At 67.9% G+C, this 26,801-nt stretch carries 23 protein-coding genes; 9 read left to right on the top strand and 14 right to left on the bottom strand.

The window, feature by feature from the left end; translation table 11 throughout:
• Position 1 precedes the first annotated feature (1 nt).
• On the bottom strand, positions 2–2,170 hold the full coding sequence (gene helR / locus AU072_RS22215; protein WP_268874540.1) for an RNA polymerase recycling motor ATPase HelR: 2,169 nt from the start codon (positions 2,168–2,170) through the stop codon (positions 2–4).
• A gap of 89 nt (positions 2,171–2,259) precedes the next feature.
• Here helR and AU072_RS22210 point away from each other — a divergent pair, with 89 nt between their 5' ends.
• Positions 2,260–3,279, top strand: a complete 1,020-nt coding sequence (locus tag AU072_RS22210; protein ID WP_064415772.1) for an Rv2578c family radical SAM protein — start codon at positions 2,260–2,262, stop codon at positions 3,277–3,279.
• Positions 3,280–3,306: 27 nt separating this feature from the next.
• Here the strand turns inward: AU072_RS22210 and AU072_RS22205 are convergent, their stop codons facing one another.
• From AU072_RS22205 to AU072_RS22190, 4 genes are all read right to left on the bottom strand, one after another.
• Complete coding sequence (locus tag AU072_RS22205; RefSeq protein ID WP_064415771.1) at positions 3,307–4,569, bottom strand: acyl-CoA dehydrogenase family protein; 1,263 nt, start codon at positions 4,567–4,569, stop codon at positions 3,307–3,309.
• Entirely contained in the window at positions 4,566–5,714 is a 1,149-nt protein-coding gene (locus AU072_RS22200) for an acyl-CoA dehydrogenase family protein (RefSeq protein WP_064415770.1), read from the bottom strand. The genes AU072_RS22205 and AU072_RS22200 overlap by 4 nt, the downstream gene beginning before the upstream one ends.
• Positions 5,715–5,787: 73 nt before the next feature.
• Positions 5,788–7,011 (bottom strand): amidohydrolase family protein, encoded by a 1,224-nt coding sequence (locus AU072_RS22195; RefSeq protein WP_064415769.1) that lies wholly within the window; start codon positions 7,009–7,011, stop codon positions 5,788–5,790.
• Positions 7,012–7,121: 110 nt separating this feature from the next.
• On the bottom strand, positions 7,122–7,772 hold the full coding sequence (locus tag AU072_RS22190) for a TetR/AcrR family transcriptional regulator (RefSeq protein ID WP_064415768.1): 651 nt from the start codon (positions 7,770–7,772) through the stop codon (positions 7,122–7,124).
• Between the two features lie 76 nt (positions 7,773–7,848).
• Here AU072_RS22190 and AU072_RS22185 point away from each other — a divergent pair, with 76 nt between their 5' ends.
• Positions 7,849–8,733 (top strand): acyl-CoA thioesterase, encoded by an 885-nt coding sequence (locus tag AU072_RS22185; RefSeq protein ID WP_064415767.1) that lies wholly within the window; start codon positions 7,849–7,851, stop codon positions 8,731–8,733.
• Positions 8,734–8,836: 103 nt separating this feature from the next.
• On the opposite strand, the gene AU072_RS22180 is transcribed toward AU072_RS22185, so the two are convergent.
• From AU072_RS22180 to ypfJ, 5 genes are read right to left on the bottom strand one after another with little or no spacing between them, the layout of a single operon-like run.
• Entirely contained in the window at positions 8,837–9,664 is an 828-nt protein-coding gene (locus tag AU072_RS22180) for a mycofactocin-coupled SDR family oxidoreductase (protein WP_064415766.1), read from the bottom strand.
• A 13-nt stretch (positions 9,665–9,677) separates the two neighbouring features.
• On the bottom strand, positions 9,678–10,424 hold the full coding sequence (locus AU072_RS22175) for an SDR family oxidoreductase (RefSeq protein ID WP_064415765.1): 747 nt from the start codon (positions 10,422–10,424) through the stop codon (positions 9,678–9,680).
• 56 nt (positions 10,425–10,480) lie between these two features.
• The gene (locus tag AU072_RS22170) at positions 10,481–11,155 is read right to left on the bottom strand and encodes an MBL fold metallo-hydrolase (protein WP_064415764.1); all 675 of its coding nucleotides are present in this window, start codon (positions 11,153–11,155) and stop codon (positions 10,481–10,483) included.
• Between the two features lie 40 nt (positions 11,156–11,195).
• Positions 11,196–12,854, bottom strand: coding sequence for a DUF885 domain-containing protein (locus AU072_RS22165; protein WP_064415763.1), 1,659 nt, complete (start codon positions 12,852–12,854; stop codon positions 11,196–11,198).
• Positions 12,847–13,740 (bottom strand): KPN_02809 family neutral zinc metallopeptidase, encoded by an 894-nt coding sequence (gene ypfJ, locus AU072_RS22160; protein WP_064415762.1) that lies wholly within the window; start codon positions 13,738–13,740, stop codon positions 12,847–12,849. The genes AU072_RS22165 and ypfJ overlap by 8 nt, the downstream gene beginning before the upstream one ends.
• 31 nt (positions 13,741–13,771) lie before the next feature.
• Here ypfJ and AU072_RS22155 point away from each other — a divergent pair, with 31 nt between their 5' ends.
• On the top strand, positions 13,772–15,277 hold the full coding sequence (locus AU072_RS22155; RefSeq protein WP_064415912.1) for a carboxylesterase/lipase family protein: 1,506 nt from the start codon (positions 13,772–13,774) through the stop codon (positions 15,275–15,277).
• A gap of 12 nt (positions 15,278–15,289) precedes the next feature.
• Here AU072_RS22155 and AU072_RS22150 read toward each other — a convergent pair whose 3' ends face one another.
• Together AU072_RS22150 and AU072_RS22145 are read right to left on the bottom strand one after the other, a co-directional pair.
• The gene (locus AU072_RS22150; RefSeq protein ID WP_064415761.1) at positions 15,290–15,790 is read right to left on the bottom strand and encodes an SRPBCC family protein; all 501 of its coding nucleotides are present in this window, start codon (positions 15,788–15,790) and stop codon (positions 15,290–15,292) included.
• Between the two features lie 36 nt (positions 15,791–15,826).
• Positions 15,827–16,714, bottom strand: coding sequence for an oxidoreductase (locus tag AU072_RS22145; protein ID WP_064415911.1), 888 nt, complete (start codon positions 16,712–16,714; stop codon positions 15,827–15,829).
• A gap of 78 nt (positions 16,715–16,792) precedes the next feature.
• Here AU072_RS22145 and aspS point away from each other — a divergent pair, with 78 nt between their 5' ends.
• Positions 16,793–18,559, top strand: coding sequence for an aspartate--tRNA ligase (aspS, locus tag AU072_RS22140; RefSeq protein WP_064415760.1), 1,767 nt, complete (start codon positions 16,793–16,795; stop codon positions 18,557–18,559).
• 46 nt (positions 18,560–18,605) lie between these two features.
• A complete protein-coding gene (locus AU072_RS22135) occupies positions 18,606–19,472 on the top strand; it encodes a DUF8686 domain-containing protein (RefSeq protein ID WP_064415759.1) in 867 nt (288 codons plus the stop codon).
• On the opposite strand, the gene AU072_RS22130 is transcribed toward AU072_RS22135, so the two are convergent.
• Both AU072_RS22130 and AU072_RS22125 read right to left on the bottom strand, forming a co-directional pair.
• A complete protein-coding gene (locus tag AU072_RS22130) occupies positions 19,473–20,267 on the bottom strand; it encodes an SDR family NAD(P)-dependent oxidoreductase (protein ID WP_064415758.1) in 795 nt (264 codons plus the stop codon).
• Positions 20,268–20,321: 54 nt separating this feature from the next.
• Complete coding sequence (locus AU072_RS22125) at positions 20,322–21,503, bottom strand: thiolase family protein (RefSeq protein ID WP_064415757.1); 1,182 nt, start codon at positions 21,501–21,503, stop codon at positions 20,322–20,324.
• A 94-nt stretch (positions 21,504–21,597) separates the two neighbouring features.
• Between AU072_RS22125 and AU072_RS22120 the strand changes: the two genes are divergently transcribed.
• The 4 genes from AU072_RS22120 to AU072_RS22105 all read left to right on the top strand — a co-directional run bounded on the left by AU072_RS22120 (position 21,598) and on the right by AU072_RS22105 (position 26,751).
• Entirely contained in the window at positions 21,598–22,065 is a 468-nt protein-coding gene (locus AU072_RS22120; RefSeq protein ID WP_064415756.1) for a winged helix-turn-helix transcriptional regulator, read from the top strand.
• 75 nt (positions 22,066–22,140) lie between these two features.
• Positions 22,141–24,801, top strand: coding sequence for a circularly permuted type 2 ATP-grasp protein (locus AU072_RS22115; RefSeq protein WP_064415755.1), 2,661 nt, complete (start codon positions 22,141–22,143; stop codon positions 24,799–24,801).
• Entirely contained in the window at positions 24,798–25,730 is a 933-nt protein-coding gene (locus tag AU072_RS22110; RefSeq protein WP_064415754.1) for a transglutaminase family protein, read from the top strand. The genes AU072_RS22115 and AU072_RS22110 overlap by 4 nt, the downstream gene beginning before the upstream one ends.
• Entirely contained in the window at positions 25,723–26,751 is a 1,029-nt protein-coding gene (locus tag AU072_RS22105; RefSeq protein ID WP_064415753.1) for a zinc-binding metallopeptidase family protein, read from the top strand. Before AU072_RS22110 ends, AU072_RS22105 begins: the two co-directional genes overlap by 8 nt.
• Positions 26,752–26,801: the final 50 nt, after the last annotated feature.

The raw sequence follows: 26,801 nt of genomic DNA, 5'->3' as shown, positions 1-26,801 counted from the left end.
CTCAGTCGGCCACACTCTCCAGTTCGGACAATTTCAACGTGGGTGGCAGCGGCTCGGTGTGTAGCACACCGAGCCGCTGTGTCGCTCGCGTGAGCGCCACGTAGAGGTCGGCCGCTCCGCGCGGACCGTCGGCGAGGATGCGGCCCGGCTCGACGACGAGGACCGCGTCGAATTCCAATCCCTTGATCTCGGCCGGTGACACCGTCCCGGCCATTCCCGAAGGTCCGATCACGACGCTGGTCCCTTCGCGGCCCTGTTCATCGCGGCGGAACTCCTCGATCGCGACGGGCAGCTCCTCGTCGTCGACAAGGCGCGCCCATGGCCGAACACCGCATGCGCGAACCGATTCGGGCGGCCGCACCTCGGGAGCGAACTCGTCGAGCAGGCCGGCGGCGACGTCCATGATCTCGGCGGGCGTGCGGTAGTTCACCGACAGCGGCCGGTAGACCCAGCGCCCGGGCACATACGGATCGAGCATCGCGCCCCATGACGTGGCGCCCGCGGCCGATCGGCGCTGCGCGAGATCGCCGACCACGGTGAAGGACTTGCTGGGACACCGACGCATCAGAACCCGCCAGTCCATCTCCGAGAGTTCCTGCGCCTCGTCGACGACGACGTGCCGATACGTCCAATCACGGTCTGCGGCAGCACGTTCGGCGAGGTCACGATTGTCGCGCTCGACGAAGCGCTCGGCGAGATCCTCGGCATCGAGCAGGTCGGCGGCGATGAGGTGGTCCTCGTCGTCCATCAGGTCCTCGCGGGCCACCATCAGATCCAGCACGCCCGCGGCGTAGGCGGCCTCCTCCCGGCGTTGCGTCTCGGCCGCGGCGTCGGGTTCGACCCCGCCCAGCATGTCGACGAGCTCGTCGAGCAGCGGTACGTCCGACACCGTCCACGCATCGCCGTGCGCGCGCAACAGGGACTCGTCAGCGCCTGCGGCACTGAGCCGTTCGGCAGACTCGTAGAGCCCGGCCAGCAGAGCCTCCGGCGTCAGCTGCGGCCACAGATCGTCGAGGGCGGTGTGGAACGCCTCGTGGTCACCGAGCTCGTCGAGAAGCTCGGCTCGCAGGTGTTCCCACGCCGCCTTGTCGCCGCGCGTCAGCCAGCCCTTGCCGATGCGGGCTATCGCACGCTCGGTGAGGACCCAGGTGATGACGTCGACGAACACCGCGCGCGCGTCGTTGTGCGGCAAGCCGCTGTCGCGGGCCTCCTGGATCGCCCACTCGGCCGTCTCGGCGTCGATCCGGACGGTGACGTCGGCCAGCTTGATCGGCACCGGTTCTTCGGGAACCCGCTGCCGGTCGGCGATCGCCGCTGCCAGCACGTCCAGCATCGTCAGCGAACCCTTCGCCCGCGCCGCGTCGGGGGAGTCCTCGGCGGTGACCCGCAGGCCGGGAACGAGGTCACCGGTCGTCATGAACACGACGTTCGTTTCGCCGAGCGAGGGCAGCACCCGGTCGATGTGGCGCAAGAACGCGGTGTTCGGGCCGATCACCAGCACGCCGTGGCGTTCCATCCGCTCGCGCTGCGTGTAGAGCAGGTAGGCGACGCGGTGCAATGCGACGACGGTCTTGCCCGTGCCGGGGCCGCCCTCGATCACCAGCACGCCCGGGTGCTCGAGCCGGATGATCTCGTCCTGTTCGGACTGGATGGTCGCGACGATGTCGCGCATGCCTACACCGCGAGGTGCGTTGACCGCCGCGAGCAGTGCGGCGTCACCCTGCGCGCCTTCGGTGGGTCGGCCCAGGGTCTCGTCGGTGAAATCGGTGATGCGACGCCCGATGGAGTGGAACTGGCGCCGCCGGCGCATACCCTCCGGGTGGGCCGCGGTGGCGACGTAGAAGGGGCGCGCCGCGGGAGCCCGCCAGTCGAGGAGCAGCGGCTCGTACTCGTTGGCCTCGTCCAGCAACCCGATGCGACCGATGTAGAGACGATCGCCCGTGACGCTGTCCAGCCGACCGAAGCACAGACCGTGGTCGGCGACGTTGAGCCGGTTCATCCGCTTGGCCACCGCGCGCACCTCGGCGTCGCGGTCGACCAGCGAGCCGCCGTCACCGCGCAGCGCCGCGTCGTAGTGCTTGCGCACGCGGGCGCGTTCGGCGTCGAGTCGCGCATACAACCCGTCGATGTAGCGCTGTTCGGATGCCAGCTCGTCCTCGTGGCCCTCGATCGGCACACTGCCCCTCTCTGTCGGGTCACCGCCGGCTCGCGCGCGCGTCGACCTTGACATCCTATCGAACGTGAGTTCGAATCGGATGTATGCGGTGGGATGGGCAGGATGTCAGCGTCGACGACGGCGCGCTGCCCGGACTGCAGCGTATCGGTTTCGTGCGCAGCGTGCGGACGCCGCAGTTCGAGGGCATGACCTTCCATGAAGTGCTGTGCAAGTCGGCGCTCAACAAGGTGCCCAACGCGGCCATGCTGCCGTTCAGGTTCACGGTCAACGCCTACCGCGGATGCTCACACGCCTGCCGTTATTGCTTCGCGCGGCCCACGCACGAGTATCTGGATCTGAACTCCGGCAGCGATTTCGACAGCGAGGTCGTGGTCAAGACCAACGTGGCCGACGTGCTGCGCCGCGAACTGTCGCGACGGTCGTGGCAACGCGAGACGGTGGCCTTGGGCACCAACACCGATCCCTACCAGCGGGCCGAGGGCCGCTATGCGCTGATGCCGGGGATCATCTCGGCGCTGACCTATTCCGGTACGCCGTTTTCCATCCTCACCAAGGGCACCCTGCTGCGACGCGATCTGCCGCTGATCCGCGAGGCCGCCCGCCAGGTGGACGTCAGCGTGGCGGTTTCGCTCGCCGTCGGAGACCCCGTGCTGCACAAAGAAGTCGAACCGGGTACCCCGTCGCCGCAGGCGCGCCTCGGGATGATCGCCGCGATCCGCGACGCCGGGCTGGGCTGCCATGTGATGGTGGCCCCGGTGTTGCCGCATCTGACGGACTCGGCCGAGCACCTCGATGCGCTGCTGGCCCAGATCGCGGCGGCAGGAGCCACCGGTGTCACCGTGTTCGGCCTGCACCTGCGCGGTTCCACGCGCGGCTGGTTCATGAACTGGCTGGCCGGCGCACACCCGCAGCTGGTGCCCAAATACCGCGAGTTGTATCGCCGCGGCGCCTACCTGCCGCAGGACTACCGGAAGATGTTGCACGACAGGGCGGCACCGCTGGTCGCCAAGCACGGTCTGGCGCCCGACCGCCGGTCGTTCCGCGCCGCGGACACACCGCCGGTGCCGTCACCCGTCCAGACCCTGCAGCCCACTCTGTTCTGAACGCAACGGTCGCGGGCGCACGGAGAGTCAGCCCCTGTTGCGCTTGACCTCTTTGAACGGCACGTCGCGATCCGCGGCGGGTTCGCGTGGGAAGCCGAGCACGCGCTCGCCGATGATGTTGCGCGCGATCTCGGTGGTGCCGCCGCCGAGGGCGGCAGCCTGCCGGCCCAGATACCGCTCGCCGTAACGGATCAGGTCACCGTCGACGTCGACGACGCCCGCGCTGCCGGTGATGGCCAGGGCGGTGTCGAACTCCAGATGGTGGATGTCGGCGTGCGCGATGCGGATGATCGAACCCGCCGCCGGAGGCAGCGATCCGTCGAGGACGCCGTGGTACACGTGGTCGATCAGCTGTTCGCGGACCGCCCGGTGCGCCAGCGCGCGGCCGGCCATCGCGCGCAGCCGCTCATTGTCCGGCTGGCCGACCTTGTCGAGCAGCTCGACGTAGTTAATCGGCACATCGGATTTGCCCTCGGCGCCGATACCGCTGGCGAACTCCGAGCCGCCGCCGACCGCGCGCCGCTCGTGGTAGAGCTGGCGCGACGCCACGTGCCAGCCGCCGTTGACCTCGCCGACGACCGCGTCGTCGCCGAGTTCGAGGTTGTCGAAGAACTCCTCGCAGAACTCGACGGAACCGTTGACCTGCTTGATGCGGCGCAGTGTGATGCCGGGGCTGTCGATCGGCACCAGGAACATGGTGAGGCCCTCGTGCTTGGGCACATCCCAGTCGGTGCGCGCGAGCATCAACCCGTAATCGGCAGCGAAAGCGCTGGTACTCCACGTCTTTGCGCCGTTGATCACCCACTTGTCGCCCTTGCGGTCCGCACGGGTGATCACGCCGGCGAGGTCGGAGCCGCCGCTGGGTTCCGACAGCAGCTGCACCAGCACCTCGTCGCCGCGCAGCGCCGCAGAGATGTGCTGACGTTTCTGCTCTTCGCTTCCGGTGTCGAGGATGGTGGCCGCGCAGATCGTGAACGTCGGCGTGTTCAGGATCACCGGCATCTCGTAGCAGCGCGACACGTTGTCGAACGCCTTCTGGTAGGCGATCGGCAGGCCGAGCCCGCCGTACTCCTTCGGGAAGCAGATGCCGGCGAATCCGCCGTCCCACAACCGCTTCTGGAGTTCCCGCGCGCGCTGCCACGGTTCCTCTTCGCCGCGATCGTGTTCGGGCGGGTTGTTCGGATCGATGGACGGCATTTTCTGTGCCAGCCATGCCTGAGCCCGGGCGGCGAACTCCTCGACGGATTCCGCGGTGGCCGGCGCGGCCGGGGCCGACGTCGTCTCGGTCATGACGCTTGCTCCAGGTTCTCGGTGAGGGCGTAGACGCGCAGGTTGTGGTCCTCGGGGGTGCCGAACATCGAGCGGTTCACCGTGGTTCGACGCAGGAACAGGTGCAGGTCGTGCTCCCACGTCACCCCGATGCCGCCGTGCAGCTGCACACACAGCTGCAACATGCCCGGTGAGTATTCGCCCACATAGGATTTCGCGACGCTCACGGCCATCGCCGCCCCGGGAGTCCGCGCCGCCACCTCGGCCACCGCGGCGTTGGTCGTGGCCCGGCACCCTTCGAACCAGATCTTCAGGTCGGCGTACTTGTGCTTGAGTGCCTGATACGAGCCCAGGGGGCGGCCGAAGCTGTGCCGGTCGAATCCCCACTGAATCGTGAAGGCCAACACGGTATCCAGAATGCCGACGACTTCGGCGCACTGCAGCACGGAGGCGATCTGGGCCTGGCGCTCGATCAGCGCTGGTGTCACCTCGGCCGTGCCGACCGCCGCGCCCGCGTCGACCTCGACCCCGTCGAAGTGCACGCGCGCGTAACTCTTGACCATGTCGATCGAACGCTGTGGCTCCACACGCACACCCGGTGCGTCCGAGGGTACGAGGAACTGACGGACACCGTCGTCGGATTGTGCTGTCACCAAGAACAATCCGCTGTGCGCGCCGGCCTCGACACGGTCCTTGGCGCCGTCGATGCGGAAACCGGTCGCGGTGGCGGTGGCGGTGACCGACGGGGTCAGGGGAGACCATGGCCGGCCGGGTTCATACACCGCCCAGCTGGCCACCGCATCGCCGTCGACGAGCGCCGCGATGGTGTCCTCGTGGCCAGTGGGCGCGTCGACGAGTCCGGCGAGCACGGTGCTCACCGGGTGCAGCGGCCCGGGAGCGACGGTCTTACCGGCGATCTCGGCGACCAGTGCCAGATCCTTGACGCCGTCACCGGAGACACTGCCGCCGCCGAGTTCCTCGGGCACCAGCAGGCTGGTCCAGCCGAGTTCGACGGCTCGACGCCACCAGTCGGTGTCGAACGAGGTTCCGGCGTCGTGCATCTGCCGTATACGGCTCAGCGGCACTTCCTTCTCGAGAAACGACTGTGTCGTCGAGGCGAAGAGCAATAGCTCGGGATTCGTGCCGTTGTTCGCGCTGTCGCTCACGGGCTCTCTTTCGTAATCGTGCGAACGTGCGTGCCGCCGGATCGACACGCACGTTTCGCGACGGTGCCTGAACTCAGGCGGGGATGACGAGCGCGGGCACGTCGGGGTTGTGGACGATCTCGTTGGGCACCTTGAACAACTCGATCATGTTGCCGCCCATGACCTTCCGCTGGCCCTCCTCGTCGAGGCCCTGCAGGTCGTCGATCAGATGGGTCGGCTCGGCCAGGCCCTCGGGGTGCGGCCAGTCCGATCCGAAGATCACCCGGTCGACGCCGATGAGATCGGCCATCTGCTTGAAGTCGTCCTCCCAGAACGGCGCGACATACACGCCGCGCTTGAACGCCTCGATCGGATTCTCGGGGAATTCCTGCGGCATCTTCTTGTAGACGCCCTCGAACTGCTTGAACAGGTAGGGCACCCAGTCGGCACCGTTCTCGATCGACAAGATCCGCAGGTCGGGGTTGCGGGTGAGCGCGCCGTGGCACACCAGCGCGGCCATCGAATCCTCGATCGGCCGCTTGCCCATCGAGACCATCCGGAACGCGGTCGGCTTGAAGGGCAGGTACTCGTCGGCAGGTTCCCAGTCGTTGAGGTACTCGGCGTAGCCGGAATCCGATGCGTGCATCGACACCGGGATGCCGGCCTTGACGCAGGCGTCCCAGAACGGATCGAACTCGGGCAGCCCGAACGAACGCGTGCCCTTGAGCCCGGGCACCGGCGCAGGCCGCACCAGAACCGTCTTGGCGCCGCGCTCCAGGCACCACTCGAGTTCCTCGAGCGCGCGGTCGACGATGCCGAGGTTGATCACCGGGGTGGAAAAGATCCGGTCCTCGTAGTTGAACTGCCAGGTCTCGTACATCCACTCGTTGAGCGCGTGGATGACATCGAGAATGAGCTCCGGATCGTCCTTCATCCGTTCCTCGACCAGGCTGGCCAGGGTCGGGAACATCAGCGAGTAGTCCAGGCCGAGGCCGTCCATGACCTCGAGTCGTGCGGCGGGTTCGCGGAAGGCCGGAATCGCCTTCATCGGCTTGCCCATCACCTCGCGGAAGCTCTTGCCGCCGCTGCCGTGCTTGAAGTACTCCTCCTGGGCGCCCGGGCGCGCGACGACTTCGAAGGTGGGGTTCGGGATGTAGTCGCTGACCTGATTACGCACCATGATCTTGGTCCGCCCGCGCACCTCGATGTAGTCGATGACGTGCTTGCGGTGGTCGGGGAGGAACTTGGTCAGCGCCTCTTTGGGCTCGTAGAAGTGGTTGTCCGCGTCGAAGACGGGATAGGGAAGCTGGCGTGTCATGTTCGCCTCCTGCAAGTCTGATTGGCTGTGAGTGGTAATGACATTACCACTTTCGGACCAGCATAAACAGCCGCCCTGGAGAGGCTGGTTCTCGGCTTGTGCGATGCAGGTCAAGCGTGCTTGTCCGGGCCGGTGAGCCCGCTGAGGCAGAAGTCGTAGATGTCGTCGGCGCCGACCGGTGCGCCGCTCAGTTCCGCACCGAGCACCTGCAGCCGGATCGCGCCCAGTGCGGACTGCATGATCAGCGCGGCCCGCGCGTCGACGTTGAGGTCCGACCGGAAAACGCCCTCGGTGATGCCGCGGTTGATGATGTCTCTGATCAACTCGTAGACCGGGGAGAGCACGCGCGAGTACTCACGCGGCAAGGTCTCGGCGAGGCGGTCGTTGTAGTTCGTCAGACCCCGGTTGACCTTGTCCTGTGCGGTGGTCTCGGGCGGGGTGCAGATCCGGTCGATGAGGACCCGAAGGGCCGCGGCGGCCGGTAGCCCGTCAGTGTCCTCGCGCCAGCGGCGCGTCGACTCGGACATGATCTTGTCGACCAAGGCGAGGAGCAGCTCGTCCTTGGTCGAGAAGTGTTGGTAGAAGGACCGCAGCGACGTCTTCGACCGCTCGACCACCTCGAGCACGGTGAAGTCGGTGCGCCCGGTCTCTCCGAGGATCGCCAACGCCGACTTCATGAAGCGCTTGGGCCGGGGATCGCCATCGGCAGCGTCGGCCGTGCGGGTAGCGCTCGCGGCCGGGCGCCCGCTCGGCTTGGCCATGGTCGTCACCTTCCGGCTCGTGATTGACTGGTAACGACGTTACCGCTTTTGTAGAGGCTCGGTTACTGTTCCTTGCATGACCGCAGACTCAGCGCAGCAACAGTGGACCGTCGACACCCTGCTCGACCTGTTCGACGTCCGCCCGGACGGGGAGAACCGATTCATCGCCGAGACCGGGCCCGCCGGTGAGGAGGACCGGCAGGTTGTCGAGGGCACCCAGGTGCTCGCGCAGGTGATCGTGGCGGTGGCCAAGCGATTCGAGGGTAAGTCGGTTCGATCGGTGCATGCGGTGTTCTCGCGGGCGGTCATGGTCGCGGCCGGACCGGTCGAGTTGGAGATCGACGTCGTCAACGAAGGCCGTTCCACCGCAACCGCTGTCGTCGCGGCCAAGCAGAACGGCAAACGCTGCATCACCGTCACCGTGCTGACCGACGTCCCGACCGACGACGTCATCCGGCATGCGGTGCCGCGACCCGACGTGAAGCCACCCGCAGAAGCCAACGATGCCGGCATGGCCATGGCCGGTCGCGAGATCCGGCTGGTCGATGTCGTCGACGTCAACAGCCCCGACGAGGTCGGCCCGCCGGAACTGTACGCCTGGGTGCACTACGACAAGACCCCCGACCGCGACGAGCTCGCCAAGGCGCTCGTCGCGTATCTGACCGGGCACCTTGGTATTTCGACGACGATGCGCGCGCACGAGGGTATCGGCACCGCGCAGTCGCACATCACCGTGTCGACCGCGCCGATGACGGTGTCGGTCAGCTTCCACGAGCCGTTCGGCTGGGACGGATGGCTGCTCTACAGCCACGAGAGCACCCAGGTGGGCGCCGGCATGTCATACGTGCGCGGCACGGTGCACACCGAGGCGGGTGAGCTGATCGCATCCTTCGCCCAGGACGGGCTGATCCGGCCGCTGCGCACCAGCGATACGGCGATCAAGGAGCAGTCCCGGCTCTAACGGAGGCGGTGGCTCTGACGGAGGCGGTGGCCGGGCGCCGAAACTGAACTCCTGCACGAACATTCGTTGACATTTGGCGCACAAGTTCAGACGCGCGGCACGCTCAAATCTTGAGATAGCCCTTGTCGGCGGGGATTTGCGCCGCGGTCAGCAGTGACGAGGCGTCGCTGGCCAACCAGACCACGATGTCGGAGACCAGATCCGGGTCGGCCAGCGACTCCGTCGAGAGCGCGCCGGGGGAGAAGCTGTGGATGTAGGTCTGGTGGTCGGCGAAGATCTGGTACATCGACGTGTCGTTGCCCATCGGGGTGTCGGTGCCGTACGGATGCACCGAGTTGACCCGAATGCCGAACTCGCCGAGTTCGACCGCCAACGAGTTGGTGAGCCCGACGACGCCGAACTTGCTGGCGCAGTAGTGACCGCAGCCGGGGACGGCCTTGATGCCGGCTGCCGAACTGATCGTGATGATCGACCCGCCGTTGCCCGCCGCTATCATCGGCGGTACGGCGGCCTTGATCGTGTTCCACACACCGGTGAGGTTGACGTCGAGGACTTCCTGCCACTGTTGCGCCGAAATCTCCCACAGCCGGCCCCAATTCATCACACCGGCGTTGGCGACGACGATGTCGAGGCGGCCGAACTGCTCGATCGCGTCGGAGACCACCCGCTGCTGGCCGGCGAGGTCGCGGACGTCGACCCGGTCGGCGACGATCTTGCGGCCCTCACCTTCGACGAGGCTCACCGTTTCGGCGAGATCCTCCGGGCCCGCGGGCGAATAACCGTTGTGCGCGGCGACCGGACCGCAGGCGTCGATCGCGACGATGTCGGCGCCGGCGCGGGCCAGCCGGACGCAGTGCGAGCGGCCCTGGCCGCGGGCGGCGCCCGTCACGTAGGCCACCTTTCCGGCCAGTGGGGTGTCGGGGTTGGTCATTCAGTTCTCCTGATCAGTTGGCGCCGGCGGCGAGCCAGTCGTCGAACGTCGTCGGGGCGATGCGCGCATTCTCGCCGGGCAGCAGGACGTTTCCGGCCATCGAGAGCCCGAACATGCCCGACCAGGTCGGGACGAGCTTCAGCTGCCGGCCCCTGGCGGCCAGCGTCCGGCGTGCCATGTCGACAAGGTCCTGGGTCTCGGGTCCCGCGACATCCACATACCGGCCCTGCGGTTGACCGACGGCGACCTCGGCGAGGACCTCGGCGATGTCATCGGGCGCGATCGGCTGCACGAGCAGCGGGGCGATGGTCGACACCCCGTCCTGTTCGAACCAACCGGCGACCATGGCCGCGAAGTCGTGAAACTGGGTGGCGGGCACGATGGTCCACGGCACCGGTCCGTCGGCGACGAGCCGTTCCTGTTCCCGCTTGCCCGAGTAGTGCGCATTGCCTTCGATGTCGTGGATGCCGACGATTGACAACAGCACATGGTGACCGACACCGGCGCGCTGCTCGGCGGCGAGCAGATTGCCTGTGGTGGTGCCGAAGTACTCGATGGTGCGGTCCCGGTCGATGGGTGGTGCGCTGACGGCGTCGACGACGGCGTGTACGTCGGCGAGCGCGGAGTCCAGGCCTTCACCGGACATCAGGTCGACCCCGAGTGAGCGGCTGATGCGGACGACCTCGTGGCCGTCGCGCTCGAGTGCGGCGGCGGTGCGGGCGCCGATGTTTCCCGTCGCTCCTGCGATTGCGATGCGCATGAGTGTCTCCTTCGACCACGGTGACGGTACTCGCTGGGGGATGCGGATGGGGCCGGTCAGCTCAGCGTGGCCGCGACCTCCCGAAGCCGTGCGCCCGCACCGGAGATGATCGGTTCGCCGTGCCCGAAACACGCCGTGTCGATGTCGAGCGCGGCGAGGCGGCGGAATGACGCCACCGTGCGCGCCCGGTCCTGGTTGAAGGTGCCGAGCATGAGCGTGCCGACGTTGGCGATGGTGTCACCGGTGAGCAGCACACCGTGGCGGGGCAGATGGATCGCGATGCTGCCCTCGGTGTGGCCCGGTATCGACAGGATCTCGGCGCCGCCGCCGAAATCCAGGACGTCGCCGTCGCGTAGTTCCCGAGCGACGGGCACGGGGTCGGCCGCATCGGGCAATCCCGCGGCGACACGCGCGTGGATCGGCACCTCCCAATCTTCGAACACCGGTGGGGGCAGCGCGGCACCGTCGCGAATGGCCGCGGCGTCGCCGGCGCCGGCGAGGACAGGGGCCCCCGTCGATGTGTGGAGTTCGGCCGCCGAGCCGACGTGGTCGACATGCCCGTGTGTCAAGACGATCCGATCGACTCCGGGTACGGCCTCGGCGATGGCCGCGCCGGATCCCGGTGCCCCAGTGTCGATCAGCGTCACCGAGCCACCGTCGCGCCAGGCGTAGACCTGCCACCCGTCGACGACGAGCATGGTGAGGTTCGCGGTGACGGCAACGGACTCCATGCGTCCACGCTAGGGCGTACGAGCGGGCGGCGAAAGGGGCTCAGCCGGAGGCGAAATCACTCGTCAGCGCCGACCGCAGCACGTCGAGCGGCAGTCCGCCGAGGTCCAGCGCGCGATCGTGGAATTCCTTGAGCGACACACCGCGGCCCAGCATCTCGTCGCGTAGCCGTTGCCAGATGCGCTGCCCGATCGCGTACGACGGCGCCTGGCCCGGCCAGCCCAGGTAGCGGTCGAGCTCGAACTGCAGGTGCTCCTCGTTCATCGCGCTGTGGGACACCAGGAATTGCCACGCCTTGTCGACATCCCACACGGCGCCGTCGGGCGCGGTCATACCGCAGTGCACCCCGATGTCGATGACGACGCGCGCGGCCCGAAAGCGTTGCGCGTCCAGCATTCCGATGTGGTCGCCGGGATCGTCGAGCCAGCCGAGTTCGGCCATCAGCCGTTCGGCGTACAGCGCCCAACCCTCGCCGTGACCCGACACGAAGCAGCCCAGCCGCCGCCACCGGTTGAGTTGGTCGGCGCGCACGACCGCGCGGCCGATCTGCAGATGGTGTCCCGGAACGCCCTCGTGGAACACCGTCGTCGTCTCCTGCCATGTGTGGAAGGTGTCCACGCCGTGCGGAACCGACCACCACATCCGGCCCGGTCTGCTGAAATCTTCCGACGGACCGGTGTAGTAGATGCCGCCGGTGTGCGTCGGCGCGATCCGGCACTCCAGCTCACGCAGTGGTTCGGCGATGTCGAAGTGCGTGCCGGCCAGTGCCTCGACAGCACGGTCGGACAGGTCCTGCATCCATGCCTGCAGCGCGTCGACGCCGTGGATGAGGTAGCGCTCCTCACCGTCCAGTCGCCGCAGCGCGTCTGCGATCGACGTCCCGGGATACAACTGCTGAGCGAGCCTCTCCTGTTCGGCGACAATGCTTTCCAGCCGCTCCAGGCCCCACTCGTACGTCTCGTCGAAATCGACCTCGGCGCCGAGGAACGAACGCGAACGCAACCGGTAAACGTCTCGGCCCACGGCGTCCTCGGCGCGCGCATGCGGGGCGATCTCGTCGCCGAGGATCCTGTCCAGCTCCCGGTAGGCGTTGGCGGCGTTCGCCGCGTGCTGCTGCAATTCGTCGTGCAACGCCTTGTTCTCCGGGACCGCGTTCGCGACCATGTCGACCAGCAGGTGCTGAATGCTCGCGGCCTGTTCGATCCCGCGCATGACCTGGCGCACCGCCGGAGGATGTCCGTCGGCGACCGCGGCACGCAGGGCGTCGGCGTATCCGGCGACACGGTCGGGCAGTTGCGACAGCCGGCGCGCGATCACCGCCCAGTCGTCGGTGGTTTGGGTCGGCATGAGGTCGAACACGTTGCGCATCGACTGCAGCGGTGAGGCGATCACGTTGAGTTCGCCCAGATCGAGGCCGGCGTCGTTGAGGTCGATCACGATTCCCAGGCGCTCGCGCATCGCCGCCACCGTGACCTCGTCGACCGCGTCCGCCGGTGTGACCTCGGACAGTTCGCGCAGTGTGCGACGCGCTGCGTCGGCGCGCGCGGCGACACCGTCGGGGGAGTAGTCGGTGATCTCCTCCTCATAGTTGCGGTCGTGACCGGTTATGCCCATTTTCGTTGCGGCGCAAGGGTCGAGCTCGGCGAGGGTGTCCAGGTAGCGTTCGGCGACGGCGTCGACAGCCGTGGGCGTCCTACCCAAGGTCGTTCGTGGAGAAGGTGTCGCAGGCCTTGGGATCACCGGTGCGGTAGCCCTCGGTGAACCACTTCTGCCGCTGCGCGGCGGATCCGTGCGTCCACGCCTCGGGGTTCACCCGGCCGGTGGTCTGCTTCTGGATACGGTCATCGCCCACCGCGGCCGCGGCCGACAGCGCATCGGCGATGTCCTTGTCCGTCAACGGCTCTAGAAACGTGACGTCGGTGCCTTCCTGCTTGGTGATGGCGGCGTAGTGCGCCCACACCCCGGCGTAACAGTCGGCCTGCAGTTCGGTGCGCACGCCGCCGCCGGTGGGTCCCGCCGCCCCGGGGCCCTGCGAGTTTCGCAGCGCGCCGGTGAGGTTCTGCACGTGGTGGCCGAACTCATGGGCCACCACGTATTCCTGTGCCAACGGCCCGCCGCTGGAACCGAATTGGTCACGAAGTACATCGAAGAAGCCGACGTCGAAGTAGGCGGTCTGATCCGCCGGACAGTAGAACGGTCCGACCTCGCTGGTGGCATGGCCGCACGCCGTGTTGACACTCTCGGTGAAGAGGTGAACGCCGGGCCGCGTGTAGTCGGGCATCAGCTGCGGCCATATCCCGTCCAACGAAGTGGCGGTGGCGAGCACCAGGCATTGGGGGATCGCGTTGGCATCCGCGCCGGTCTTGCACTGGCTGACGTCGAAACCGGGCGCCTGCACACCCTGGCTGTCGTACTGACCCTGCTGGGGCACCACCGTGCTGGGGTCGACGCCGAGGAACAGCGCCACCACGAGGATGAGCAGGCCGCCGACTCCACCCCCGACCGCGATACCCCGCCCGGGTCCGCCCCCGCCGCCACTGGACGAGGCGGTGCTGGTGTCGATCCGCATACCTTCGTTGAAGGTCATGACGTTCAGCTTCGCACACTACGATTCGGTCGTGGCCACCGTTGTCGGACATTCGGTCGTCGTGCACACCGACCTCGGTGATCTCCGCGGCACGACCGAAGGCAGCGTCGGGGTCTGGCGAGGGGTGCCCTACGCCGAGCAACCCGTGGGTGAGCGCCGGTTCCTCGGTCCCGAGCCCAAGCGGCCGTGGACAGGGTTGCGCGACGCGGTCGAGCACGGGCCGCTGCCACCGCAGGGCAAGTCGTTCGTCGGCGGTGGCCGCGACGATCCCAAGGTCCGCGACGAGGCCTGCCTCACCCTGACGGTGTGGTCGCCCGACACCAGTGCGTCGCTCCCGGTGATGGTGTGGATCCCCGGCGGCGCGTTCGTGTTCGGTGCCGGTCAGTTCCAGCTCTACAACGGTTCGCGGCTGGCCGCCAACGGCGACGTGGTCGTCGTCAACATCACCTACCGCATCGGCGTCTTCGGTGGCTTCGAACTCGGCGACCTCGGCGACGGGTTCGACGACAACCTCGCGCTGCGGGACCAGATCGCCGCATTGCGGTGGGTCCGCGACCACATCGCGGCCTTCGGCGGCGATCCGTCCCGCGTGACGGTGTTCGGGGAGTCCGCGGGCGGCACGTCGGTGCTCGCGCTGATCGCCAGCCCCGCCGCCGAGGGCCTGTTCAGCCGCGCGATCGCCCAGAGCCCGGCGCTGCCGCTGATCGCCGATCGGGAGCAGCGGGCCCAGCAGGCGCACGAGTTCGTGCGCCGACTCGGCGTGCCGGTATCCGAGGTCAAGGGGCTACCGCAACGCGAGCTGCGCCGCGCGGCGGGCAGGCTGCAACTCGAAAGCGCCGCGCGCACGCCGACGTTGGCCTACGGGTTGACGTACGGCGTCGACCTACTGCCCCGTCACCCGGTGGATGCCGCACGCGCCGGAGCCCTGCGGCGGGTGCCGCTGATCATCGGGACCAACAGCCACGAAGCGTCGATGTTCGCCTGGACCAAACCGCCGATGCTGCCGACCACTCAGGCGTCTGTGGAGGCGTACTTCGCCCGCATCGGGCCCGACGCCAAACAGCGCGTGCTGGCCGCGTACCCGCACTATCCGCGCCGACGGGAGCTGGTGGCGTTCGCCTCCGACGTGATGTTCGGCGGGCCGGCGTGGGCGTTCGCCGATGCGTACAGCGCTCACGCCCCCACCCACATGTACCGCTTCGACCATTTCGGTTTCAGCCTGCGCATGCTCGGCCTCGGCGCGACACACGGTAGCGAGATCGTGCACATCCAGCACAGCTACGCGTCATATCTCGGGCGCAAGATCCACCCGCTGGGGCGGCGGTTGCAGCCCGCGGTCGGCAGGCGTATGCAGCGGGCGTGGCTCGACTTCGCTTCTCAGGGGTGGGACAGCGGCGAGATCCACTGGTCCAACGGGCACGACTGGCCCGTCTACGACACCGACCGGCGCTGCACCCGGATCATCATGAGCGCGCGCGACACGGTCGTCTCCGATCCCGACGCTGCGCGACGCGAGGCCTGGACATGGCTTTACTAGGCCGCCGAGAGGTCAGGCCCCGAAGCGGTTGGCGGCATAGTCGCGCAGGTTGTACAGGAACTTCTGGAACAGCCGGCCCATCACCGGCTTGCCGAGCGTCATCCCGATCCGGGCGGCGGCGCCGTTGGGTTTCATCGCCATCACCCACGTCAGGTGGCAGCCCTGCGGCGTCGGCACGACCCGGTAATCCTCGGCGAACGCCGCGATACTTCCGGTCGAGGCCTCGTTGAACCGAAAAGCCATGTGGCTGTAGGGCTCCCAGGCGACAAACTCCTCGTCGCCGACGATGCCGCCGCGCATTTTCACCGTTCGGGTGGTCCCGACACCGCGTGGTTCGGGGCTGGTCCATGTGACCTCGGTGATCACGGTGGCCCAGCGCGGCCATGACTCCGCGTCCGCAAGCACCTCGAAGAGCTGTTCGGGTGTGATCGCGAGGTCGACGGTGCTGACGAACCGGAACGGCGCGCTCTCGATGAAGCCCAGGTCGACGCGTTCACACTGCTGCATGGGCATACACAGTAAAGGACGGTGTCTAGTCAGAGCCCAGGTCTAGCCAGGTCCGTCGCTGGCCGCCGCCAGCAGCGGCACCAGCACATCGCTGATCGGCGTGCTCAACCCGTGCTCGGCGCCCTTGCGGGCGATCACCCCGTTGCGGATGTCCCACTCCAACGTCCGGCCGGCCTCGCGGTCGGTCAGCATCGAGGTCGTGATGTCTTCCGGCGATTTCGCGAGCAGGCCGACGATGTCGTCGATCACCTCGTCGCCCAACGTGGCGCCCTCGGCCCGCGCGACGGCGAGGCACTCGGCCAGATAACGGCGGGCAAGGCCGTCGACGTCGTCGCGCCGGAACATGCCCGAGCGGCGACCGCTGAGCACCATGAACCCCACCACCGCGTTGACCAGGAGCTTGTGCCAGGCGGCGTCGAGAAAGTTCGGATCGATTTCGACCGCGACCGCGCTGCCGGCGAACAGGTCTGCCAACGTCTGCGCGCCTGCCGTGTCGGGCAGCACCAACCGCGCTCCGGTGCGCAACCGCACATGACCCTGCGGCGTCGGCTCGGCCGAAACCCACACGGCCGCAGGCACAACCGTCGAACCCGGGCAGAAGCGGCCGACGCGCTCGACCTGTTCGACACCGTTCTGCAGCGCACACACCACGGTGCGGTCGTCGCACAACTTCGCCAGCCACCCGGCGGACTGCTCGTTTTGGGTGTCCTTGACCGCCAGCAGCACGACGTCGACCGACTCGTCGACGTCGGCGGGGTCGGTCAGCACCGGACCGGGCACCACAATCGGATCGCCGTCGTCAGACCTGACCTCGATCGAGTCGCGCGGTGTCCGTCCGCACAGCGTCACCGCGTGACCGGCCGCATACAACAAAGCCGCTACCGTCGAACCGATCGCCCCGGGCCCGACGAGGGCGACGCGACTAGGCATGAACGCCAAGTTACCGGCGAACCGCACCCCTCTACACTTGGGCAGTTGTCTTGTCAGGCGATTTCCTCAGGAGTCTCAGTGCTGCGCAGTCATGCCGCCGGATCGTTGCGGCCCGCCGACGCCGGTCAGAAGGTGACGTTGGCCGGCTGGGTGGCGCGTCGGCGCGACCACGGCGGCGTCATCTTCATCGATCTGCGCGACGCGTCGGGGGTGTCGCAGGTCGTGTTCCGCGAAGCGGCTGTCTTGGAGTCGGCGCACCGGTTGCGCGCCGAGTTCTGCATCGCCGTCGACGGCGTCGTGGAGATCCGCCCCGAAGGCAACGCCAACCCCGACATCGCGACCGGCGAAATCGAGGTCAACGCGACGTCGCTGACCGTGCTGGGGGAGAGCGCGCCGCTGCCGTTCCAGCTCGACGAGCAGCCCGGCGAAGAGGCACGCCTGAAGTACCGCTACCTCGACCTGCGGCGCGATGAACCCGGCCACGCGATCCGGCTGCGTTCCAAGGTGAACGCCGCCGCCCGCGAGGTGCTCGAGCGGCACGACTTCGTCGAGATCGAGACCCCGACGATGACGCGCTCCACCCCCGAGGGTGCGCGCGACTTCCTGGTGCCCGCACGGCTGCAGCCCGGATCGTTCTACGCGCTGCCGCAGAGCCCGCAGCTGTTCAAGCAGCTGCTGATGGTCGCGGGCATGGAGCGCTACTACCAGATCGCGCGCTGCTACCGCGACGAGGATTTCCGCGCGGACCGCCAGCCCGAGTTCACCCAGCTGGACCTCGAGATGAGCTTCGTCGACTCCGAGGACGTGATCGCCGTCTCCGAGGAGATCGTCGCGGCGCTGTGGCGGTTGATCGGCTACGACGTACCCCTGCCGCTGCCGCGGATCACGTACGCCGACGCGATGCGCCGGTTCGGTTCGGACAAGCCCGATCTGAGGTTCGGACTCGAACTCGTCGAGTGTGCCGAGTTCTTCAAAGACACCCCGTTCCGGGTGTTTCAGGCGCCGTACGTCGGCGCCGTCGTCATGCCCGGCGGAGCCTCCCAGCCTCGCCGCACCCTGGACGCCTGGCAGGACTTCGCCAAACAGCGGGGTCACAAGGGGCTGGCCTACGTACTCGTCGGCGAGGACGGCACGCTGAGCGGCCCGGTGGCCAAGAATCTGTCGGACGCCGAACGTGAGGGTCTGGCCGCCCACGTCGGCGCGAAGCCCGGTGACTGCGTGTTCTTCTCGGCGGGTCCGGCGAAGAGTTCGCGGGCGCTGCTCGGCGCGGTGCGCATCGAAATCGCCAAACGGCTCGACATGATCGACCCGAACGCCTGGGCGTTCACGTGGGTGGTGGACCCGCCGCTGTTCGAGCCCGCCGATGACGCGACGGCACACGGCGACGTCGCGGTCGGGTCCGGAGCGTGGACCGCGGTGCACCACGCGTTCACCGCCCCCAAACCCGAGTTCGAAGACCGCATCGACAGCGATCCGGGCAGCGTGCTGGCCGACGCCTACGACGTGGTGTGCAACGGCAACGAGATTGGCGGCGGCTCGGTCCGTATCCACCGCCGCGACATCCAGGAGCGGGTGTTCGCGGTGATGGGTATCGACAAGGCCGAGGCCGAGGAGAAGTTCGGATTCCTGTTGGAGGCGTTCACCTTTGGCGCGCCGCCGCACGGCGGCCTGGCGTTCGGGTGGGACCGCACCACCGCGCTGCTGGCCGGTGCGGACTCGATCCGCGAAGTGATCGCGTTCCCGAAGTCCGGCGGTGGTGTCGACCCGTTGACCGGTGCACCGGCGCCGATCACCCCGCAGCAGCGCAAGGAATCCGGAATCGACGCCAAGCCGAAGACCGACTGAATCCAATCCGCGTCGGATCAGTCGCCACTGAGGCTACGATCCGCGCGTGACAGGTGCGGTTCCGTCGGCGCCCTCAGGCACGCCCAGGCGGCGACGGGTCACCGTCGTGACGACGGTGGTCGCGGTCATCGCCGTCTACATCGGCTCCCTGGTGGGATACGCCCTGCTGGAGCCCGAGCACCGACATTTCCAGTTCTCCGAGCCCTCGGTCACCGGCGAAACCGTCGTCATCATCCGGCTGCGGGAGATGAACGCGGTGCAGAACCGGTTCGTCGTCGACGTCCTGCTGCACCCCGGCCCGGAACTGCAGACCGGCGCAACCGACGACGTCACGATCCGCCTGAGCTCGTGGACCCGCTCCGGCGAGCTGATCTACGTCCACCCCGCGTTGTCCGCCAATGACACGACGACCCAGCTGGTCGCCGTCGGGGACCCCGACGACTGGCCGTTCGACAGGTTCACCACCGACATCATCGGCGTGCAGGCTTTCTCGGGCGACGGCCCGGAGCAACGCCCGATCGCGGCGGGCATCGTCGTCGCAGGGCAGATCAACGGATGGGACGTCCACACCGAACAAGGCACCGCCGAGGGGGTGTCGACCGTGCGTTTCACGATGGAGCGCACCAGGGGAGCGCTCGCGTTCGACGTCGGGGTGCTGCTGGTGCTGCTTGCGCTGCCCGCGGCTGCACTGTTCGTGGCGATCGAGACGGTGCTGGGGCGACGAAAGTTCTTGCCGCCGTTGACGACCTGGTTCGCGGCGATGTTGTTCGCGGTGGTGCCGCTGCGAAACCTGTTGCCCGGCGCGCCGCCGGCGGGCGCCTGGATCGACCTGGCGGTGGTCCTGTGGGTGCTGATCGCGCTGGCGGCGGCGATGGTGCTGTACGTCGTCGCGTGGTGGCGACAGAAGGACTGATCAGCGCGGCCAGTCGCAGCCGGTGAGTTCGGCCGACGTGTGCCACAGGCGGCGCGCCATCGCCGGATCGACGGCCTTGCGTCGCAACCGGGTGACCTTGGGCCTGCCGAGCTGATTGAACCGCGGCGCCAGATAGGTCCCACTGGGCAGGTCGGTCGTCACCGCCTGCAAGGTGGCCCGGGCCCCCTGGGCTGGGGTGTGCATCAGGCGACGGATCCGTTGATGCTCACCCATTCCGAGCGATCGGGTGATGTCGGTGTCGGTGGAGCCGGGGTCGGTGGCGTAGGCGCGCACACCCCGATTGGCCAACTCGGCGACGAACAGGAGGTTGGCCAACTTGGATTCGCCGTAGGCGCTCCACTTCGAGTACTTGCGGCGATGCCAGTTCAAGTCGTCGAGATGCAAAGTGGCGAACAGGTACGTCGCGCTCGCCACCGAGATCACCCGGTCGGTGATCCGGTCGGCCAGCAGGCACGTCAACGCGAAGTGGCCGAGATGATTGATGCCGATGTGCGATTCGAAACCGTCGGTGGTGCGCGTCAGCGGCATGCCCATCACGCCGGCGTTGTTCACCAGCACATCAACGGATTCGACGGAATCGGCGAACGAGCGCACGCTGGCCAGGTCGGCGAGGTCGAGGGCGGCCACCTCGACGTCACCAGTCATCTCGGACGCGACCCGACGGCCCTTGTCCACATCGCGACAGGCGATGAGCACGCTGTGGCCGTCGGCCGCCAGTGCCGCCGCCGTGGCCTTGCCGACGCCGCTGTTACCGCCCGTCACGATCACCCGCATAGTTGTCGATTATGCGGATGCGGAATATCTAAGGAATACCGGGCCGTTCCTCACTCAGAGACGCTCGATGATGGTGGCGTTGGCCATGCCGCCGCCCTCACACATCGTCTGCAGGGCGTAGCGACCGCCGCGCTGCTCGAGCGCGTTCACGAGAGTCGTCATGATGCGCGCGCCGGACGCACCCAGCGGGTGACCGATGGCGATCGCGCCGCCGTTGACGTTCGTCTTGGCGAGATCGGCTCCGGTGTCCTGTGCCCAGGACAGCACGACGGGGGCGAACGCCTCGTTGACCTCGAACAGGTCGATATCGGCGAGGGTGAGCCCGGCTCGCTGCAGCACCTTCTCCGTCGCGGGGATGACGCCGGTCAGCATGTAGAGCGGATCGGAGCCGACGACGGTCATCGAGTGGATGCGGGCGAGCGGACGCAGACCCAGACGCGTGGCCACCTCGCTGGTGGTGATCAGCACCGCGGCGCTGCCGTCGGACAGCGGCGACGAGTTGCCCGGGGTGATTTTCCAGCCGATCTGGCCGAACCGCTGCTCGTAGGCGGGGTTGTAGAACGCCGGTTTGAGCGCGGCCAGCGTGTCGACGGTCGTGCCGGGCCGGATGATCTCGTCGGTGGTGAGACCGGCGACCGGGATCAGTTCGTTGTCGAAGCGGCCCTCCTTGGTCGCGGCCGCGGCCTTCTCGTGGCTGCCCGCCGAGAACTCGTCGAGCTGCTGACGCGACAGTCCCCATTTCGCAGCGATCAACTCAGCGCTGATGCCCTGTGGCACAAGGCCTTCGGGGTAGCGCTGGGCCATCGCGCCGAACGGGTCGCTGCCGGGCAGCACGCTGGAGCCCATCGGTACCCGCGACATCGATTCCACCCCGGCGGCGACGACGATGTCGTAGGCGCCCGAGATGACGCCCTGGGCGGCGAAGTGGATGGCCTGCTGGCTGCTGCCGCACTGGCGGTCGACCGTCGTACCCGGTACCGATTCGGGGAACCCGGCGCCCAGAGCGGCATTGCGCGCAATGTTGACCGCCTGATCGCCGACCTGGGTGACCGCCCCGGCGATGACGTCGTCGATCTGCGCCGGATCGATGCCGGTCCTGGCCACCAGTTCTTTGAGACTGTGCGCGAGCAGGTCCACGGGCAGCACGTCGTGCAGCGCCCCGTTCGGCTTGCCCTTTCCGACCGGTGTGCGAACCGCTCCGACGATGACGGCGTCCCGACCTGAGAATCCCGACATTGCTGCCTCCTAGCCTCCACGCTGAGTGAACTTGTCTATACCCAGCTATAGCAGCTAGGTATAGCGATAACAACTCAGGGGTACGGTGAATTCCATGACAGTTCTGCAGGGGAGGCTGGCCGACCGGGACGCCTGGTCGGCGGTCGGGGAGTGCCCCATCGAGAAGACGATGGCGGTGGCAGGCACCAAGTCGGCGATGCTCATCATGCGCGAGGCCTACTACGGCACCACCCGCTTCGAGGACTTCTGGCGCCGGGTCGGGATCACCAAAGCCGCCGCGGCGGCCCGGCTTTCGGACCTGGTCGAGGCTGGTCTGCTGGAGCGCCAGCCCTATCAGGAGCCGGGTCAGCGCAGCCGCGACGAGTACGTGCTCACCGAGGCGGGCCGGGAGTTCATGCCGGTGGTCTGGGCGATGTTCGAGTGGGGACGACGCCATCTGCCCAACCGCACGCCGTTGCGCCTCGCGCACCGGGGCTGTGGCGCGGAGGCCACCGTCGAGATCCGCTGCGCCGACGGCCACCGCGTCCCGCCCGAGGAACTCGCGGTACGGCTGAAGCGGTGAGCCCCGGCGGTGGGGTCTCGCGTCAAGAGTGCCGTCCCGCCACATTCGGCGATCACCGGTTACGGTTCTGCATTGATGGCATTACCGCTACACCACCCGCCCGACGACCTGCTGGGTAGGTACCGCACCGCGCGCGTTCAGCAGGCGCTGTTCGACGTGCGACCGGGCGCGGGCAGCGGCTACGACGAGTTCGTCGACGCCGCAGGCGATATCCGCCCGGGGTGGCAGGAGTTGGCCGAATGCGTCGCCGGGCGTGGCCGCCCCGGCCTGGCGCAGCTGAGTGACGTGGTGCGCAGCCTGGTCGACAACGACGGCATCACCTACGTCTCGGTCGACGGGCGCGGTTCGGTGGTCGGCCAGGCCGGCCCCGACGGCCATGAGCCCGCGGAACCGGGACCCTGGCATCTCGACGCGTTGCCCCTGGTGGTCTCGGCCGACGAGTGGAACACGCTGGAATCCGGTCTGCTGCAGCGCTCCCGACTGCTCGATGCGGTCCTGACCGACCTGTATGGGCCTCAGCTGTCGATCGCCAGCGGCGTGCTTCCCGCTGCGCTTCTCTTCGCCCATCCCGGCTACGTGCGGGCCGCGCGGGGCATCGACATCCCCGGCCGCCACCAGCTGTTTTTGCACGGCTGCGACGTCAGCCGTGTCGGCGACGGCGGCTTCCGGGTCAACGCCGACTGGACGCAGGCACCCTCGGGGGCGGGCTACGCGCTGGCGGACCGGCGCGTGGTGGCGCACGCCGTTCCCGACCTCTACGAACGGATCGGCCCGCGGCCGGCGTCTCCGTGGGCGCAGGCGCTGCGACTGGCGCTCATCGACGCCGCCCCCGAGTCTGCCGAGGAGCCCACGGTGGTGGTCCTCAGCCCCGGCATTCACTCCGAGACCGCCTTCGACCAGGCGTATCTGGCCGGCGTGCTGGGCTTCCCGCTGGTGGAGAGCGCCGACCTCGTCGTGCGTGACGGCAAGTTGTGGATGCGCTCGATGGGAACGCTCAAGCGCGTCGACGTCGTGCTGCGCCGGGTGGACGCGGACTTCGTCGATCCGCTGGATCTGCGTTCGGACTCACGGATCGGAGTCGCCGGTCTGGTCGAGGCGCTGCGCCGTGGCACGGTTGCCGTGGTCAACACGTTGGGCAGCGGCATCCTCGAAAGCCCCGGGCTGCAGCGGTTTCTGCCTGAACTCTCGGAGGTGTTGCTCGGCGAGTCACCGATGCTCGACACCACGCCGATGTACTGGGGCGGCAACGGCACCGAGCGCTCGCACCTGGTCGCCCACCTGTCGTCGCTGTTGATCAAGCCGGTGACCGGTGGCCGCCCGATCGTCGGCCCGGCTCTGTCCGCCGAGCAGCGCCGCCAGCTGAGCGCGTGCATCGAAGCAACGCCGTGGCAGTGGGTCGGCCAGGAACTACCCGAGTTCTCCTCTGCGCCAAGCATCGTCAGTTCGGGTGCCCTGTCGGCGGCGAACGTCGGTATGCGCCTGTTCACCGTCGCACAGCGCGGCGGGTATGCGCCGATGATCGGCGGCCTCGGCTACGTACTGGCGCCGGGCGACTCAGCGTACACACTGAACACCGTTGCGGCCAAGGATGTCTGGGTTCGGGCACCGGAGCGGGGCACCGTGGAGCGGGTTCCGCCGGTCGATCTGCCCGCGATCACGCCGAGCCCGACGCGGGCGGTGAGCTCGCCGCGCGTGCTGGCCGACATGTTCTGGGTGGGACGCTACGCCGAACGCGCCGAGCACATGGCGAGGCTGCTCACCGTGACCAGGGAGCGCTACCACGAATTCCATTACCGCCGAGACATGGACGGCAGCGAATGCGTGCCGGTGTTGCTGACCGCGCTGGGCCACCAAACCGGTACCGACACCGGCGCCGACGGTGACGACGCGGAGCTGATCGCCACCGCCCAGTCGACCCTGTGGTCGTTGACCGCAGACCGGCACCGCCCGGGCTCGTTGGCGCAGTCCGTCGAACGTCTGGGCCTGCTCACCCGTTCGGTGCGCGACCAGATGTCCAACGACACCTGGATGGTGCTGGCCGCTGTCGAACGGGCGCTGCTTCATCCACCCGCGTCATCGTCCGGCCGTTCCGCCGACGAGCCGCCCGATTCCCAGGCCGAGGGCGAGGCGTTCCTCACCGCGACGGCCAGCCTGACCCTCGCGGGCATGCTGGCGCTGTCGGGCGTGGCGGCGGAGTCGATGATCCGTGACGTCAGCTGGACGATGATGGACATCGGCAAGCGCATCGAACGCGGGCTGAACCTCACCGCGTTGCTGAGTGCGACGCTGACCACCGCCCGTAACCCCGGCGCCGAACAGGCCATCACCGAATCGACTCTGGTGGTGTGCGAGTCGGCGATCATCTACCGGCGCCGCATGCTGGGCAAGGTCAGCGTGTCCGCAGTCGCCGACCTCGTGCTGTTCGACGCCGACAACCCGCGCTCGCTGGCCTACCAGCTGGAGCGGCTACGCACGAATCTCAAGGCGCTGCCCGGTTCCTCGGGATCGTCTCGGGCCGAGCGGATGGTCGACGAGATCGGTACCCGGCTACGGCGACTCGACCCCGATGACCTGGAGGAGATCGTGAACGGCAGGCGAGCCGAGCTGGCCGAGCTGCTCGACGGGATGCATGCCGACCTCCGCGAGTTGGCCAACGTCATCACCGCGACCCATCTGTCGCTGCCCGGCGGGATGCAGCACCTGTGGGGCAAGGACGAGCGAAGGTTGATGCCATGACCGCGTTCCCGGACGGCCCGACCTCGTCGGCCGCCAGCCGCATCTACCGCATCATGCACCGCACCGTGTACCGCTACGCCGCCGATGTCACCAGTTCCTACGGCCGCGGCTTCCTGGCCCCACGGGACACCGAGCGGCAGCGCTGCCTGTCGCACGAGCTCGAGATCGATCCGCCAGCCGCCGACAGCTCCACCAGTCGCGACGTCTACGGCAACATCAGCTCGTACTTCCACGTCACCGAACGTCACCGGGAGCTGACGGTGACCAGCCGCTCGGTGGTCGAAGTCGACCCACCGCCGCCCACGCTGTACGGGGCCGGTTCGGCGTTGGCGCCGTGGGAGATCGCCCGCCCCGTCGGCGTCGACGCGGCGTTGGCGACCGAGTTCACCCTCGACCTGCAACCGCCGGAGATCACGCCGGCCCTACGCGATTACGCCGCAGCGAGTTTCGAGCCGGAACGGCCGCTGATCGACGCGCTGGAGGACCTGACGCACCGCATCTACTCCGATTTCACCTACCGATCGGGATCGACGACGGTGTCCACTCAGGTCAGCCAGGTTTTGGCGGCACGCGAAGGGGTATGTCAGGACTTCGCACGGCTGGCCATCGCCTGCCTGCGCGCCAACGGGTTGGCCGCCAGTTATGTGTCCGGTTATCTGGCGACCGATCCACCGCCCGGGAAGGAACGGATGATCGGTATCGACGCGACCCACGCGTGGGCCGCCGTGTGGACACCGCAGAATCAGTGGTTGGGCCTGGATCCCACCAACGACCAGATGGTCGACGAGCGCTACATCACCGTCGGGTACGGCCGCGACTACGCCGACGTCCCGCCGTTGCGCGGCATCATCTACACCGACTCGCAGAGCAGCGAGATCGACGTCTCCGTCGACGTCGAACCGTTCGAGGGGGGAGTGCTGCATGCGTGACTTCCTGTGCCCCAATTGCGGACAGCGCCTGGCTTTCGAGAACTCGTTGTGCCTGTCGTGCGGTAAACCGCTCGGGTTCTCCCTCGACGACATGGCGTTGTTGGTCATCGCCACCGGGGACGAGCAGAACCACGCCGGCTTCGTCGACGGCGAGAAGTATCAACTGTGCGCGAACATGCATCTGGCGGAATGCAATTGGCTGGTGGAGAAGGGTCCGATCCACAAGCTGTGTGAGTCGTGCAGCCTCACCCGCACCCGGCCCCAGGACTCCGACACCAAGGCGCTCGCGGCGTTCGCCGACGCCGAGCGCGCCAAGCGGCGGTTGTTGGTCGAACTGTACGAGCTCAAGCTGCCGATCGTCGGCCGTGACGAGGATCCCGACTACGGCCTGGCCTTCGACCTGCTCTCCAGCGAGCATCAGAAAGTATTCACCGGTCACGAAAACGGTGTCATCACATTGGATCTCGCCGAGGGCGACGATGTGCACCGTGAGCAGTTGCGCAAGGCGATGGACGAGCCGTACCGCACGCTGCTCGGCCACTTCCGCCACGAGGTGGGGCACTATTACTACTACCGCCTGGTCAGCGTGTCACCCGACTACGACGCCCGGTTCCGCGAGTTGTTCGGCGACCCCGACGCCGATTACCAGGCGGCGCTGGACCGCCATTACAACGAGGGCCCGCCCGACAACTGGGGGGAGAGCTACGTCTCCTCCTACGCCACCATGCATCCGGCCGAGGACTGGGCGGAGACGTTCGCGCATTATCTGCACATCCGCGACACCCTCGACACCGCCGCCGCGTTCGGGGTGGCGCCCGCGGCGGCAACGTTCGAGCGAAAGGTGCTGGGGCCGAGCAGCTTCGATGCGATCATCGACATGTGGCTGCCGCTGTCGTGGGCGCTGAACATGCTCAACCGCTCGATGGGCAAGGACGATGTCTATCCCTTTGTGCTGCCCGTCCCGGTGCTCGAGAAGATGCGGTTCGTCCACACCGTGGTCGACGAGATCACCCACACCTAGTCCCACCACCTCCGCGAGCACCTACACCACCTCCGCGAGCGGCCGTGTCT

This window comes from Mycolicibacterium novocastrense, from assembly GCF_001499835.1.
GTDB classification, from domain to species: domain Bacteria; phylum Actinomycetota; class Actinomycetes; order Mycobacteriales; family Mycobacteriaceae; genus Mycobacterium; species Mycobacterium novocastrense.
The sequence above is the reverse complement of the archived record's forward strand: the minus strand, read 5'-3'. Positions and strand labels throughout refer to the sequence as shown.

Coding starts and splice junctions, on each gene's coding strand:
- AU072_RS22210 (WP_064415772.1), top strand. CDS start 2,260: ATGCGGTGGGATGGGCAGGATGTCAGCGTCGACGACGGCGCGCTGCCC.
- AU072_RS22205 (WP_064415771.1), bottom strand. CDS start 4,569: ATGACCGAGACGACGTCGGCCCCGGCCGCGCCGGCCACCGCGGAATCC.
- AU072_RS22195 (WP_064415769.1), bottom strand. CDS start 7,011: ATGACACGCCAGCTTCCCTATCCCGTCTTCGACGCGGACAACCACTTC.
- AU072_RS22190 (WP_064415768.1), bottom strand. CDS start 7,772: ATGGCCAAGCCGAGCGGGCGCCCGGCCGCGAGCGCTACCCGCACGGCC.
- AU072_RS22185 (WP_064415767.1), top strand. CDS start 7,849: ATGACCGCAGACTCAGCGCAGCAACAGTGGACCGTCGACACCCTGCTC.
- AU072_RS22180 (WP_064415766.1), bottom strand. CDS start 9,664: ATGACCAACCCCGACACCCCACTGGCCGGAAAGGTGGCCTACGTGACG.
- AU072_RS22175 (WP_064415765.1), bottom strand. CDS start 10,424: ATGCGCATCGCAATCGCAGGAGCGACGGGAAACATCGGCGCCCGCACC.
- AU072_RS22170 (WP_064415764.1), bottom strand. CDS start 11,155: ATGGAGTCCGTTGCCGTCACCGCGAACCTCACCATGCTCGTCGTCGAC.
- ypfJ (WP_064415762.1), bottom strand. CDS start 13,740: ATGACCTTCAACGAAGGTATGCGGATCGACACCAGCACCGCCTCGTCC.
- AU072_RS22150 (WP_064415761.1), bottom strand. CDS start 15,790: ATGCCCATGCAGCAGTGTGAACGCGTCGACCTGGGCTTCATCGAGAGC.
- AU072_RS22145 (WP_064415911.1), bottom strand. CDS start 16,714: ATGCCTAGTCGCGTCGCCCTCGTCGGGCCCGGGGCGATCGGTTCGACG.
- AU072_RS22130 (WP_064415758.1), bottom strand. CDS start 20,267: ATGCGGGTGATCGTGACGGGCGGTAACAGCGGCGTCGGCAAGGCCACG.
- AU072_RS22125 (WP_064415757.1), bottom strand. CDS start 21,503: ATGTCGGGATTCTCAGGTCGGGACGCCGTCATCGTCGGAGCGGTTCGC.
- AU072_RS22120 (WP_064415756.1), top strand. CDS start 21,598: ATGACAGTTCTGCAGGGGAGGCTGGCCGACCGGGACGCCTGGTCGGCG.
- AU072_RS22115 (WP_064415755.1), top strand. CDS start 22,141: ATGGCATTACCGCTACACCACCCGCCCGACGACCTGCTGGGTAGGTAC.
- AU072_RS22110 (WP_064415754.1), top strand. CDS start 24,798: ATGACCGCGTTCCCGGACGGCCCGACCTCGTCGGCCGCCAGCCGCATC.
- AU072_RS22105 (WP_064415753.1), top strand. CDS start 25,723: ATGCGTGACTTCCTGTGCCCCAATTGCGGACAGCGCCTGGCTTTCGAG.